At 70.8% G+C, this 12,367-nt stretch carries 13 protein-coding genes and 1 pseudogene; 9 read left to right on the top strand and 5 right to left on the bottom strand.

Going from position 1 to position 12,367, the window contains the following annotated elements:
• Positions 1–712, top strand: a 712-nt coding sequence (locus ACLQ27_RS25490) for a DinB family protein (RefSeq protein WP_425869011.1), incomplete at its 5' end; no start/stop codon positions are given.
• A 170-nt stretch (positions 713–882) separates the two neighbouring features.
• Positions 883–1,445, top strand: a pseudogene (locus ACLQ27_RS25485) (hypothetical protein).
• A 127-nt stretch (positions 1,446–1,572) separates the two neighbouring features.
• Here ACLQ27_RS25485 and ACLQ27_RS25480 read toward each other — a convergent pair.
• Entirely contained in the window at positions 1,573–2,619 is a 1,047-nt protein-coding gene (locus ACLQ27_RS25480) for an aldo/keto reductase (protein WP_425869009.1), read from the bottom strand.
• A gap of 73 nt (positions 2,620–2,692) precedes the next feature.
• Here ACLQ27_RS25480 and ACLQ27_RS25475 point away from each other — a divergent pair, with 73 nt between their 5' ends.
• The gene (locus ACLQ27_RS25475) at positions 2,693–3,229 is read left to right on the top strand and encodes a TetR/AcrR family transcriptional regulator (protein ID WP_425869007.1); all 537 of its coding nucleotides are present in this window, start codon (positions 2,693–2,695) and stop codon (positions 3,227–3,229) included.
• A gap of 148 nt (positions 3,230–3,377) precedes the next feature.
• Positions 3,378–3,743, top strand: coding sequence for a VOC family protein (locus ACLQ27_RS25470; RefSeq protein WP_425869005.1), 366 nt, complete (start codon positions 3,378–3,380; stop codon positions 3,741–3,743).
• A gap of 34 nt (positions 3,744–3,777) precedes the next feature.
• Here ACLQ27_RS25470 and ACLQ27_RS25465 read toward each other — a convergent pair whose 3' ends face one another.
• Positions 3,778–4,320: a MarR family winged helix-turn-helix transcriptional regulator gene (locus ACLQ27_RS25465; RefSeq protein WP_425869003.1), complete on the bottom strand. Its 543-nt coding sequence runs from the start codon at positions 4,318–4,320 to the stop codon at positions 3,778–3,780.
• 88 nt (positions 4,321–4,408) lie between these two features.
• Here ACLQ27_RS25465 and ACLQ27_RS25460 point away from each other — a divergent pair, with 88 nt between their 5' ends.
• Together ACLQ27_RS25460 and ACLQ27_RS25455 are read left to right on the top strand one after the other, a co-directional pair.
• Positions 4,409–5,347 (top strand): EamA family transporter, encoded by a 939-nt coding sequence (locus ACLQ27_RS25460; protein ID WP_425869002.1) that lies wholly within the window; start codon positions 4,409–4,411, stop codon positions 5,345–5,347.
• A gap of 5 nt (positions 5,348–5,352) precedes the next feature.
• Positions 5,353–6,036 (top strand): NAD(P)-dependent oxidoreductase, encoded by a 684-nt coding sequence (locus ACLQ27_RS25455; RefSeq protein WP_425869000.1) that lies wholly within the window; start codon positions 5,353–5,355, stop codon positions 6,034–6,036.
• Here the strand turns inward: ACLQ27_RS25455 and ACLQ27_RS25450 are convergent.
• The 3 genes from ACLQ27_RS25450 to ACLQ27_RS25440 all read right to left on the bottom strand — a co-directional run bounded on the left by ACLQ27_RS25450 (position 6,014) and on the right by ACLQ27_RS25440 (position 9,325).
• Positions 6,014–7,255 (bottom strand): MFS transporter, encoded by a 1,242-nt coding sequence (locus ACLQ27_RS25450; protein WP_357574821.1) that lies wholly within the window; start codon positions 7,253–7,255, stop codon positions 6,014–6,016. The two genes, ACLQ27_RS25455 and ACLQ27_RS25450, sit on opposite strands and share 23 nt — an antisense overlap.
• Positions 7,252–7,857, bottom strand: a complete 606-nt coding sequence (locus ACLQ27_RS25445; RefSeq protein ID WP_357489522.1) for a disulfide bond formation protein DsbA — start codon at positions 7,855–7,857, stop codon at positions 7,252–7,254. The genes ACLQ27_RS25450 and ACLQ27_RS25445 overlap by 4 nt, the downstream gene beginning before the upstream one ends.
• A 67-nt stretch (positions 7,858–7,924) precedes the next feature.
• Complete coding sequence (locus ACLQ27_RS25440; RefSeq protein ID WP_425868997.1) at positions 7,925–9,325, bottom strand: PLP-dependent aminotransferase family protein; 1,401 nt, start codon at positions 9,323–9,325, stop codon at positions 7,925–7,927.
• Positions 9,326–9,435: 110 nt separating this feature from the next.
• Between ACLQ27_RS25440 and ACLQ27_RS25435 the strand changes: the two genes are divergently transcribed.
• From ACLQ27_RS25435 to ACLQ27_RS25425, 3 genes are all read left to right on the top strand, one after another.
• On the top strand, positions 9,436–10,218 hold the full coding sequence (locus ACLQ27_RS25435) for an MBL fold metallo-hydrolase (protein ID WP_425868995.1): 783 nt from the start codon (positions 9,436–9,438) through the stop codon (positions 10,216–10,218).
• Positions 10,215–11,054 carry an NAD(P)-dependent oxidoreductase gene (locus ACLQ27_RS25430; RefSeq protein WP_425868994.1) on the top strand — a complete coding sequence of 280 codons (840 nt, stop codon included), beginning with the start codon at positions 10,215–10,217 and terminating at the stop codon, positions 11,052–11,054. Before ACLQ27_RS25435 ends, ACLQ27_RS25430 begins: the two co-directional genes overlap by 4 nt.
• Before the next feature lie 107 nt (positions 11,055–11,161).
• Positions 11,162–12,340 (top strand): MalY/PatB family protein, encoded by a 1,179-nt coding sequence (locus ACLQ27_RS25425; protein WP_425868992.1) that lies wholly within the window; start codon positions 11,162–11,164, stop codon positions 12,338–12,340.
• Positions 12,341–12,367 lie beyond the last annotated feature (27 nt).

Genomic DNA, 12,367 nt, shown 5'->3' with positions numbered 1-12,367 from the left:
GGAGTTCATCGACCTGTCAATGGCCAGCGCAACCTTCCGCGAGGTGGATCTCAGCGGCGCCCGGATGCGTGGCGTGCTGCTGTTGGACGCCGACATCGACGGGGCGATCGACGGCCTGCGCGTCAACGGCGTGGAGGTCATGCCATTGATCGAGGCCGAGCTGGATCGCCTGCACCCCGAACGGCTTCGACTGCAGCCAACCACACCCGAGACCATGCGCGATGCGGTGGATGTCATCGAGGAGCTGTGGCAAGCGACGCTGCGACGCGCAAGCGTGCTGCCAGAGGAAGCCGTCCACAGATCAGTGAACGACGAATGGTCGCTCGCCCAAACCCTGCGCCACACGATCTTCGTCGTGGACGCCTGGTATGGCCACGCGGCGGCCCTTCGCCCGAACCCGTTCCATCCGATCGGCGTACCCGCATCGTTCACCACCAACGGCACCGAGTTCGGCATCGACGAGTCGGCCGCGCCCACCCTCGGCGAAATCCTCGCCGTGCGCGCCGAGCGGATCGCCGATCTGCGCGCATATCTGGCGCAGGTCACGCAGGAGGAGCTGGACCGCGTGCGGGGGCCGAACACCGCGATCGGCTGCCCGCCGCCCGCCGAACGTACGGCGGTCAAGTGCCTGCAAGTCATCTTCAGCGACCAGTGGGCGCACGTGCAGTTCGCCGACCGCGACCTGGCCATCCTGGAACAGGAGTATGCCTGATACTCCGGGAGGTCCACTGCTACACCGTCCGCGTACTCGTTTGATAGGCCAAACGCAGAATTCGCCGGTGGTGTTGATGTGGTAGGTGTGACACGTCGCGGTGGTCGCGTGATAGACGGATGAAGGGCGTCCAGGATCGACGTTCCACACACGTCGACCGTGAGGCCTACATGATCGCCGACCTGGACACCCTTCTCATCGCACTGTACGTGGAACTGGTCGATCACATCATCCCCGCCCACCAATGCCGCGCCGGTCGGGACCGGGCCGCCCACCTCAGGTCACCGACACCGAACTGGTCTGCCTGGCGGTCGCGCAGGTCCTGCTGCGGTACAACGATGAACGGCACTGGCTGCGGGCAGCGTCGGCCCGGGTGGGCCACCTGTTCCCCCGGCTGCTCCAGCCCGCCCCGGGCACCACCGTGGTCACCGACAAGGGCTTGTCCGGCCAGGGCAGCGAGCAACTGTTCACCGACCTGGGCCTGCTACTGATCCGCCCGGCCCGCAAGGACGAGAAAACTCCCAGACCCTTTCCGAACTGGCTACGCCAACGCATCGAAGCGATCATCTGGACGTTGAAGAACCAACTCGGCCTGGAACAACACGGCGGGTGGGTACCACCCGGCCTGTGGACCCGTGTCCTGCAACGCCTGCTCGCCCTCAACGCCGCGATCTGGCACAACTGGACCATCGACGCACCCGTCAAACGCTCCTTGATCGCCTACGACCATTGATGACCTGCCCAGAATTTCCGGTCAACGATCTAGGTGGGACTGTAGGAGACCATGCCCGCCAGCGTCTGCCGCCAACTGGGCGATCAGTGCAGAATGATCATCGACGCGACGGACACCGGGCCCTGTGCTAGATGGCCGGAACGAGGGGGGAGTCGAGCAGGGTGCGGTCCCCGTCGACGCCGCTGTTCAGTGCGGCGGCGACGTCCTCGTGCGGGGTTCCCGGCCGGATCGCGCTGACCTCGTCCAGGTGTCGGTAGTGCCGGTCGCCGAGGTCGAGATCGAGAGACGTCAGGTATTCCTCCAGCTGGGTCAGGGTGCGCGGGCCGACGATCGGGATCAGGGCGGTGGTGGCCAGTGCGGCCCGGTGACGCAACCAGGCCAGGGAGACCTGGACCGCGCTGGCGTCGAGTTCCTCGGCGATGGCCAGTACGGCGTCGACGATTGCGGTGCGCTGCGCGGTGCCCTCGATCGCGTCGCCTCGGGCGGTCAGCCGGCCTCGTTGGCCCTGCCGGTACTTGCCGGTGAGCAGGCCTCCGGCCAGCGGGGAGTAGAGGACCACGCCCAGACCGTGAGCCTGCGCCATCGGCAACAGCTCCCGCTCGGCGGATCGTTCGGCCAGGCTGTATTCCGTCTGGATGCCGACCAGGGGGGACAGGCCGCGCAGGTCGGCACGGACCGCGGCGCCGGCGACCCGCCAGGCGGGGAAGTTGGACAGGGCGCCGTGCAGGATCTTGCCAGCGCGGATCAGGTCGTCGAACCCGGCCAGGATCTCCTCGATCGGCGTGACGCCGTCGGGAAAGTGCGGCATGAAGACATCGACGTAGTCGGTGTCGAGGCGACGCAGACTCGCCTCAAGGGAGCGGACCATGGTCTTTCGACTGTTGCCGGTGGTGCCGGGGCGCGGCTGGGCCTGCCTCGTTCCGCTGTACTTGGTGATGATCACGAAGTCGTCCCGCTGACGCCCGAGCAGCCCGCCGAGCACGGTTTCGGCCTGTCCGTCCTGGTAGAGGTTGGAGGTGTCGAACGTGGTGCCACCGGCGGCGACGAAGGCCTCGAAGATCTGTCGGGAGGCCTCGGGGCCGGCGCCGGTGTCCGAGGTGCTGAAGTTCGCCGTGCCGAGCGCGTACTGCGACACCCGCAGTCCGGTCGTACGGCCGAAGGTCTGGTAGCGCATAGCGTGGCTCCTGACGTTGGTGCGGCGAGGTAGGCTCTGGACAGTAGCAAAAAAAGCGAGGGGTCACTCTTTTATGCCCAGGGTCAGTCAAGCTCATCTCGACGCTCGCCGCCAGCAGATCGTGGATGCCGCCCGCGCCCGGTTCGCCAGCCACGGCTTCGCCCACACGTCGATGGCCGACATCGTCGCGGAGTCCGGGCTCTCCAACGGCGCCATCTACCGGTACTTCACGAGCAAGGACGAGATCGTCATCGCGGTCTGCGAACAGGGAACCGAAGCGTTGCCCAGGGCGCTCACCGCCGAGGCGGTGGGGGGTTTCCTCGAACATGTCCGGGCCCGGGCCCGGGACACCCACCATGCCCGGCTGGTCGCGCAGATCTACGCCGAGGCGGCGGTGTCGCCGCCGCTGGCGGCCGTTGTGCAACGACAGTTGTCCGCCCTGCGGGCCGCGATCGCCGAGTTGGTGCCCGACTCGCGTCGCCCGCAGGCCGAGCAGATCGCCGAAGCGTTCGTGGCCCTCAGCACCAGTTACAGCCTGCAACTGGCGATCCGGGGTGACCTGGATTCCGCACCCTTCACCACCGCTCTGATGGCGATCATCGAGGGTTAGGCCAGCGGGACGTGACCGGCCTCAGCCAGTCGGCCGGCGTCCGGGTGTCGGCCTGCGCCCGTCTGTCGCGTCACACGCAAAAAGAGCAATCTTTCATTTTGGACGCCGGTCATGCCGCCGGTGGTCCCGCCTGCAGGAGGACGAAATCATGCCGGTAGCTCACCTCGTTGCGATCAACCTGGACTGCCCGGATCCGGCCAGGCTGGCCCACTTCTGGGCCGCCATGCTCGATGGTGAGGTGGCGGTCGAGACCCCGGATTTCTGTGCGGTCAAGGCGGGCGAGCTGCTTCTCGGCGCCGTTCGGGTCGACGACTACCGGCCGCCGACCTGGCCCTCGGGCGAACGGTCCCAGCAAATGCACCTCGACCTGGCCGTCGACGACCCCGGCGGCCTCGACGACGCCGAGGCGCGCGCGATCGGGCTCGGTGCCGTCAGCGAAGAGCAGCAACCCGTGCCGGACCGCTTTCGGGTCCTGCGCGACCCGGCCGGCCACCCCTTCTGCCTGCGCCGCTAGGGCCTCTCGCGAGGGGCGGTGGAGTCGAGGTGGGTCAGGCCCCCTCGGGCGCGCTCTGGGCTGATCGTCCGGGACGGGCGTCCGTCGGGGTGTCCCCGAGTGCGGTCAGCATCGTGCGCAGCAGTCCCGCCAGTTGTTCCTGCTCGTCGGGGCGCAGTGCGCCGATCAGTCGGGCCTCGTTGGCGACGTGATCGGCCATGGCCTGGTCGACGACCTCGCGGCCGCGATCGGTCAGGGTGACCAGGACGCTGCGGCGGTTCGTGGGATCGGTTTCGCGGCTGACCAGGGAGCGCGCCTCCAGGCGGTCGATCCGGTTGGTGATGGCCCCCGAGGTGATCATCGAGGTGGCCGCGAGGTCACCCGCCGTCAGCCGGTACGGAGGACCCGAGCGCAGCAGGGTGGCGAGAAGGTCGAACTCCCAGGTCTGCAGCCCCCGGGTGGCGAAGTGCTCGCTGAGCCCGCGCTCCAGCAGCCGCGACGCGCGCTGGATGCGTCCGACCACGCCCATGGGACTGGCGTCCAGGTCCGGCCGTTCGGCCCGCCACTGGTCCAGGATCCGGTCCAGGCTGTCGGCCATCACTCTCCTCAACGTTGAACTGTTTGACGTCAAGATACCAGTCGTGATTTTATCTCAACGTCGAACAGTTCAACGTTGAGAGGTTTCTGTGCTCGAAACCCATCCCCGCCGGGAGGCCGCCCTCCCACCCGGTCGCCCGACGACGGGCGGCTGGGCGATCACCGGACTCGCCTCGATCGCACCCGTGACCTGGGGCACCACCTATCTCGTCACCACCCAGTGGTTGCCACCTGACCGCCCGCTCCTGTCCGGAGTCCTGCGCGCGCTGCCGGCCGGCCTCATCGCTCTCCTGATCGCCAGGCGGCTGCCGAGCGGCGTCTGGTGGTGGCGCACGGCCGCGCTGGGCACGCTCAACATCGGGGCGTTCTTCGTGCTCCTGTTCGTGGCGGCGTACCGACTGCCGGGCGGCGTCGCGGCCACGCTCTCGGCGGCGCAACCGCTCATCGTCGCCGGACTGGCCGTGGTCCTGCTCGGCGAGCGCCCGAGCCGGTGGCGACTCGGCTGGGCTGTCGTCGGTGTGGCCGGCATCGGGCTGATGGTCCTGCGCGGGCGGCTGGGCTTCGATCCGCTGGGACTCGCGGCCGGCTTCGCCGGCACCGCGGTGATGGCCGCCGGGACCGTGTTGACCAAGCGGTGGGGGCGACCGCCCGGCGTCGGCGTGCTGTCCTTCACCGGCTGGCAACTCACTGCCGGTGGGCTGCTGATCGCCCCGCTCGCCCTGGCCGTCGAGGGCCTGCCGCCCAGGCTGGACGCGCCCGCCCTGGGCGGGTACGCCTGGCTGTCCCTGGTCGGGACCGGTCTGGCCTACACGCTCTGGTTCACCGGCGTGGCACGCCTGCCCGTCACGGCGATGTCGTTCCTGCCGCTGCTGTCGCCAGTCGTCGCCGCGGCCCTGGGCTGGTTGGTCCTCGGGCAGTCCCTCACCGCCACCCAGCTCCTCGGCTTCGGCCTCGCCATGGTCTCCATCTCCGCCGCACAACTGGACTCGAACCAGCACCTACGCGCCCGATTCACAGGAAAGAGCTGACGATCATGCGTATCACCGTTTTCGGAGCCGCCGGCACCACCGGGAGTCGGATCGTCGCGGAGGCCCTGAGTCGCGGCCACGACGTCACGGCCGTCGTACGGGACCCGGCCCGGCTCGCCCAACTGCCCCCGGCCGCGATCCACCGGGTCGGCGATGCCGCCGACGTCGACGCCGTCGTCGAGCTGAGTGCCGGCCAGGACGTCGTGGTCACGGCGACCCGCCCGCCGATCGGCCACGAACACGAACTCGTGGCCGTCGCGACGACGCTGCTCGCCGGGCTGTCCCGCACCGGCGCGCGGCTGCTGGCCGTCGGCGGCGCGGGCAGTCTGACCGTGCCGGGCTCGGGTGGCACGCTCGTGGTCGACGACCCGGCGTACGTGCCACCAGCCTGGCGAGCGATCGCCCTGGCCTGTAACGACCAGCTCGCCGTCTTCCGCGCGAGCACCGACGTGGACTGGACCTACGTCAGCCCTGCCGCGATCCTCGAACCGGGTGAGCGCACCGGCTCCTACCGGCTCGGTGCCGACGAGCTGCTGCTCGACCCGGCCGGCGCCTCCGCCATCTCCACCGAGGATTTCGCCGTGGCGCTGCTGGACGAGGTCGAACGGCCCCGCCACCGTCGTACCAGGTTCACCGTCGCGCGGACCCGGACACCTCCCGTGTCAGCTACCGGAGCTGCGGACCGATAGACGGCGCGAGATCCGCCCGACCGGCTGGGGAACGACGGGACGTTCCCTCGGCCCAGCGGACCGCCGGGCGCATGGCGAGCGCCGCCGCGACGAACATCCCGCCCAGCAGGAGCCAGCCCGGTGCGCCCCAGGTGACGATCAACGTGGTGAGCAGAAGGGGGCCCAGCACGCGTGCGACAGCGGTGCCGGCGCCGAAGAAGCCCTGGTACTGGCCCTGACGCCCGGCGGGCGCCAGCCCAAAGCTGATCTCCCAGGAACCGGATGCCTGCATCATCTCGCCGGCGACCTGCAGACCCGCGGCCAGGAGCAGGACGGCAGCGGCCTGCCAGGGCGCCGCGCCGAGGCCGGAGAGGGCGAACACGCCGCACGAGGCGAACATCATGAGCCCGGAGTACCGAACGAGGCGGGTGGCGCTACGAAGGTCGGTGACCCGGCGGGCGATCCGGACCTGGAACAGCACGACGCTGAGGGTGTTGAGGACCAGGATCGCCGCGACGATCCACCGGGGCGCCTCGGTGCGCTGCGTGACCCACAGGGGAATGACGAGGCTGAGCAGCGGCATGTAGAGCAGCAGGACGGCGTTGAGCAGCGTGATCACGGCGTACGGGCGGTCGCTGAGCACGGCGAGCGCCCGTGCGTCGCCGCCGGTGCCCGACGTGGCCGGCACGGCCGGTAGCCCGCGCAGCACCAGGGCGGCGACGAGGAAGCTCGCCGCGTCGACGCCGAACACCGTCAGGTAGGCCTGCGGAGTGTCGAGAAAGAGGGCCAGGCCGCCCAGCGCGGCGCCGATGGCCAGACCGGCGTTGGCCCTGGACTGGAGGGTGGCCCGCACCCGGGTGCGGTCGGCCGACTCGACGAGCCCCGCGAGGAGAGCCTGCCGGGCAGCGCTCAAACCGCCCTGACAGCAGGCGTACGCGCAGGTGGCCAGCACGAACAGCGGGAACGACCGGACGAACAGGAACGAGCCGATGGTCGCACCGGTCAGGGCGGCCAGCAGGATCGCGGCGCCCCGGGGGCCGCGCCGGTCGGCGAGGTGCCCGAGGAGGACTCCGGCGGCGGCGCCGACCGCCCAACCGGTGGTCAGGCCCAGGCCGATCTGGGTGGGAGACAGGCCGATGATCCGGGCGAAGAAGAGGGCCGAGCAGACGTAGAAGGCGCCGTCCCCGACGGAGTTGATGAACTGGGCGAGGGCGAGAACCCGGGCCGGGCTTCTGGTCACGAACGCACGTCCGGTCGGCCGTCCCGGGACCGCTTCAGCTCGTAGAAGCCGGCGGTACCGGCGACGAGCAGCACCCCGTCCCACAGCCGCCCAGCCGCCTCGCCACGCGGCACGGGGCTGACGACAGGCCCGAAGAAGACGTGCCCGTCGACGTGGATCGACGGTGTGCCGGGGGCGTCGCCCATCGGAGCCATGCCCTCGTCGTGGCTCGCGCGCAGCGCCTTGTCGTACTCGGTGCTCTCGGCGGCCTCGGCGAGTCGCCCGTCGAGACCGAGTTCGGTGAGCGCGTCGACGTACAGCTGACGTCCGACGGGTGCGGAGTCCAGGTGGATACGGTTCCCCAGCGCGGTGTACAGGTCCCGCAGGACCTCGCGGCCGTACGTCTGCTCGGCGGCGGTCAGCACCCGCACGGGGCCCATGCCCGGTCGGAGCCACTCCGCGTACCAGTCGTCCAGGTCGTCCCGGCCCTCGTTGAGCACCGTCAGGCTCATCACGCGGAACCGGACCCGAACATCACGGACGCGCTCGGTCTCCAGCAGCCAGCGCGAGGCGATCCACGCCCATGGGCATCGCGGGTCGAACCACAGGTCAACGATTGTCATACCGCGACGCTACGAAGCGGTCGGGCCAGGAAGGAGAGCCGATCGGGTACGGGAAAATTGGGCCAATTCAGCCTCGTGGACCGCTGCCGAGCACTCGGGCCAGGGTGTCGAGCGCGGCTGGATAGCCGCCCTCGTTGGGCGTGCCGTAGCCGATGATGAGACCGGGTGGGTGATCGCCGGGAGTGTGCCAGTGGTCGCCCAGACCGCCCAGCGCCAGACCGTGCGCCGCCGCTCGGTCGAGGACCTCCTGCTCACTGGGGCCGGTGGTGGGCAGGCTGACCATCGCGTGCAGACCGGCGGCTATCCCGTGCAGGGCGACGTGGCGTCCGAGCCGGCTGACGAGGAGGTCGCGTCGACGCCGGTAGCGAAGCCGGCACGCGCGGATGTGCCGGTCGTACGCGTGGCTGGTGATCAGATCGGCGAGGGCGAGCTGGCCGATCGCCTCGGTGTGCAGATCGGTGTGCCGCTTGTCGCGTACCACCGGTTCGACAAGGCGTCCGGGCAGCACCATCCAGGCCAGCCGCAGGGCGGGCCCGAGGGTCTTCGCGGCCGTACCCACGTAGACGACGTGCTCCGGCGCCATCCCCTGGAGCGCGCCGACGGGCTGGCGGTCGTACCGGAACTCGCCGTCGTAGTCGTCCTCGATGATCAGGCCCGCGCGCTCCCTTGCCCAGGTGGTGGCGGCGTGCCGGCGGTGCGGGTGCAGTGTCACTCCGGTGGGGTAATGGTGCGCCGGGGTCACCACTACCGACCGCACCGCCGCGAACGCGGGCGTGCCGAGCAGGTCCGTGCGGGCGCCGCGTTCGTCGACCGGCAGTGCGACGACCTCGGCGCGGGCGTGCCTGACCACGTCGCGGTGGAAGCTGAGGCCGGGGTCCTCCATCGCGAGCGCCGCACCGTCGAGTACGCCGGCGAGCAGGGCGAGGGCCTGCACGTACCCGGACGTGATCACGATCTGGTCCGGGTGGGCCAGAACGCCCCGAGCGCGCCCCAGATAGTCCGCCAGCGCGGTACGCAGTTCGATCCGGCCGCGCGGGTCGCCGTAGTCGTAGGCGGTCACCGGGGCGGTGGCCAGAGCCCGTCGGGTGGCACGCAGCCAGGCGGCCGTCGGGAAGGTGGAAACGTCGGGGCTGCCGGGCCGGAGGTCGTAGCGCAGCGCGGGCACGTCGGCCGCCGGCTGCGCGGCCGGCGCCCGGCTGCCGGCCAGATCGGCGACGATGGTGCCCGAGCCGGTCCGGGCGTTGAGGTAGCCCTCGGCGACCAGTTGGTCGTACGCGGCGCTCACCGTCCCGCGTGCCAGGCCGAGTTCCAGCGCGAGCGTGCGGGTGGACGGCAGTCGGGTCTCCGGCGTCAGCCGCCCGGCCCGGATGGCTTCGCGCAACGCCCGCTCGAGGCCCGCTCGTCGACCGGACGCCGGATCGAACTCCAGGTGCAGGTCAACCCCGAAAGCGGCCCAGTCAATCGACACGGTTTCGAACCTTAACACCGGGCCAATGACTGCTCAGGGACGTGAGCTACGCCCTCGACGCGCGAACGCGCGGGCCGGACAGGCGGCTGGCGGCCTGGCATTCTGTGCGGATGCGACGGGTCACCGTGCTGGGCAGTTCTGGCGGCTTCCCCGAGCCGGGCCGTGCCTGTAGCGGGTTCGCCGTGGACTGGGACGGCTACCGCCTGGTGCTCGACCTGGGCTACGCCACGCTGCCGCGGCTGCTCAAGCACTGGCCGGATGGCGCGGTTGACGCTGTCGTCGTCACCCATGAGCACCCCGATCACTGCGTCGACCTGCACGGGCTGTTCCGGAGGCGGCTCTACGGCGCCCCCGGTGCGCCACGGCTGGCGTTGTACTGCCCGCCGGGTGTGCTCGACCGGCTCGGCGGCCTGGAGCCGGACGTCGACCTGCGGGCGGTCTTCGACCTGCATCCGCTGCCCGGCGCCTACCGGGTGGGGCCCTTCGACCTGACCGGGTTGGCCCTTGTGCATCACGTGCCCAACGCGGGCATCCGCATCGAGGCCGACGGGATGGTCGTGGCCTACTCCGGGGACACCGGCCCGACGCCTCTGCTGGCCGAACTCGGCCGCGACGCCGATCTGTTCATCGTCGAGGCCACCGACCGCGGCGGGGAGACCGACGGACCCACCCGCAATCTGATGACCTCGACCGAGGCCGGCCAGTGGGCTCGACGGGCGGGTGCCCGCCGGCTGATGCTCACCCACTTCTGGCCCGGCAACGACCGGGCCGCCGCCGTGGCGGCCGCGCAGCGGGAGTTCGACGGGCCGGTGCTGGCGGCCGGCGAAGACCTCGCCGTCATGCTCGACACACCAGATCGGACGACGGAAAGCGGGAGGCGGGAGGCAGGATGAGTGCTCGCACGGTGGGATTCATCGGGCTCGGCATCATGGGCGTGCCCATGGCGACGAACCTCGTCAACGCGGGCGTCGACGTGGTCGTCTGGGCACGTACGCCCGGGCCCGTCGCGGAACTCGTCGCCGCCGGAGCGCGCGCGGCCGACGACCTCCCGGGGGTGTTCGACGCCGCCGAGACGATCATCCTGATGCTGCGCGACGAGGCGGCCGTCGACGCCGTTCTCGGGCGGGGGACCGACGAGTTCGTCCGCCGTGTACGCGGACACACGGTCGTCCAGATGGGCACCTTCACGACCGCGTACTCGCGGACGCTCGCCGTCCAGGTCAGCGAATCCGGCGGACGGTACGTCGAGGCCCCGGTGTCGGGGTCTCGCGGACCCGCCACGGAGGGCACGCTCGTGGCCATGCTCGCCGGCGACGACGAGGCGATCGGGCATGTCGAGCCGCTCATCGACGCGATGTGCGCGCAGCGGTTCCGGTGTGGCGCGGTGCCGGCGGCACTGTCGATGAAGCTCGCCGTCAACACGTTCCTGATCACCATGGTGACGGGGCTGGCCGAGACGTTCCACTTCGCGGCGCAGACCGGCGCGGACACGGAGGTGCTGCGGGCCGTACTCGAATCCGGGCCGATGGCATCGGTCGTCTCCCGGGTAAGGCGCGCAAGCTCACCGAGGGCGACCTCGCCCCGCAGGCGGCGATCGCCGACGTCCTCAAGAACGCCCGCCTCATCGAGGACGCCGCGGTCGCCACGGGGACGGCGCATCCCCTCATCCGGGCGAGCCGGGAGCTGTACCAGGAGGCGGTCGACAACGGCCAGGGCGCGATCGACATGATCGGCGTGATCACCGCTCTGGAGGCGCGAACGAGGTCGACCCGTGACAGCGCGTAGTTCGTCGTACCGTCAAGGGCGCGCTGCGGGCTCGCCGCATAGGCTTCGGCGATGGGTGGCCTGCTGAACGGTCCGCGCGACGCCGTGAATCCCCTTCGCCAGCTCACGATCGGCCAACTGCGCCAACGGACGAGCCTGAAGTGGCGGGAGTACCCCGACGACGTACTGCCGCTCTGGGTGGCCGAGATGGACGTGCCGCTGGCCGAGCCGGTCGCCAACGCGATCACCCACGCCGTCGCGCGCGGCGACACCGGTTACACCGCCGGCACGGCGTACCCGCAGGCGCTTGCGGAGTTCGCCCGGCGGCGGTGGGGTTGGGACGGGCTGGCCGTGGAGCGCACCGCGCTGGTGCCCGACGTGATGCACGGCGTCGTCGAGGCCCTGCGGCTGGTCACCGGGCCGGGAGACGCGGTGGTCGTCAACTGCCCGGTCTATCCGCCGTTCTACGAGTTCGTGGCGCACGCCGGCCGCCGGATCGTGGAGGCGCCGCTCGGCGGGGACCTGCGGATCGATCTCGACACGCTGCAGGACGCGTTCCGGCAGGCGCGGTCCGGTGGGCGGCCGGCGGCGTACCTGCTGTGCAGTCCGCACAACCCGACGGGTGTCCTGCACACCGCTGACGAGTTGGCCGCCGTCGCCCACCTGGCCGAGCGGCACGGGGTGCGGGTGATCGCCGACGAGATCCACGCTCCGGTGGTGCTCGGGGGAGCGCGCTTCGTGCCGTACCTCTCGGTGCCGGGCGCCGAGAACGGCCTGTCGCTGATGTCCGCCTCCAAGGGGTGGAACCTGGCCGGCCTGCGCGGCGGGCTGCTGATCGCCGGCCCGGCCGCGGCGGGCGACCTCGCCCGCGTTCCGTTCGAGGTCAGCGTCAGCACCAGCCACCTCGGCGTGATCGCCCACACCGCCGCCTTGCGTGACGGCGGCGAGTGGCTCGACGCCCTGCTGAGGGGCCTGGACGACAACCGTCGGCTCCTCGCCGCGCTGCTCGCCGAGCATCTGCCGGCCATCCGGTACGAGCCCGGTCAGGCCACCTATCTCGCCTGGCTCGACTGCCGCGCCCTGGGCCTGGGTGACGACCCCTCGGCCGTGTTCCTCGACCAAGGCCGGGTCGCGCTCAACTCCGGTACGACCTTCGGCACCGGGGGCGGCGGTCACGTCCGGCTGAATCTGGCCACCGCGCCGGAGCTGATCACCGAGGCGGTACGCCGCATGGCCCTCGCCGTCGCGTGACAGGCCCCGCGCGACGTGGTCGACCAG

Source organism: Micromonospora sp. DT63 (assembly GCF_049841615.1).
In the GTDB taxonomy this organism is placed as follows: Bacteria; Actinomycetota; Actinomycetes; order Mycobacteriales; family Micromonosporaceae; genus Micromonospora.
This window is presented reverse-complemented; position numbering and strand designations above follow the sequence as displayed.

Coding starts and splice junctions, on each gene's coding strand:
- ACLQ27_RS25480 (WP_425869009.1), bottom strand. CDS start 2,619: ATGCGCTACCAGACCTTCGGCCGTACGACCGGACTGCGGGTGTCGCAG.
- ACLQ27_RS25475 (WP_425869007.1), top strand. CDS start 2,693: ATGCCCAGGGTCAGTCAAGCTCATCTCGACGCTCGCCGCCAGCAGATC.
- ACLQ27_RS25470 (WP_425869005.1), top strand. CDS start 3,378: ATGCCGGTAGCTCACCTCGTTGCGATCAACCTGGACTGCCCGGATCCG.
- ACLQ27_RS25465 (WP_425869003.1), bottom strand. CDS start 4,320: ATGGCCGACAGCCTGGACCGGATCCTGGACCAGTGGCGGGCCGAACGG.
- ACLQ27_RS25455 (WP_425869000.1), top strand. CDS start 5,353: ATGCGTATCACCGTTTTCGGAGCCGCCGGCACCACCGGGAGTCGGATC.
- ACLQ27_RS25445 (WP_357489522.1), bottom strand. CDS start 7,857: ATGACAATCGTTGACCTGTGGTTCGACCCGCGATGCCCATGGGCGTGG.
- ACLQ27_RS25435 (WP_425868995.1), top strand. CDS start 9,436: ATGCGACGGGTCACCGTGCTGGGCAGTTCTGGCGGCTTCCCCGAGCCG.
- ACLQ27_RS25430 (WP_425868994.1), top strand. CDS start 10,215: ATGAGTGCTCGCACGGTGGGATTCATCGGGCTCGGCATCATGGGCGTG.
- ACLQ27_RS25425 (WP_425868992.1), top strand. CDS start 11,162: ATGGGTGGCCTGCTGAACGGTCCGCGCGACGCCGTGAATCCCCTTCGC.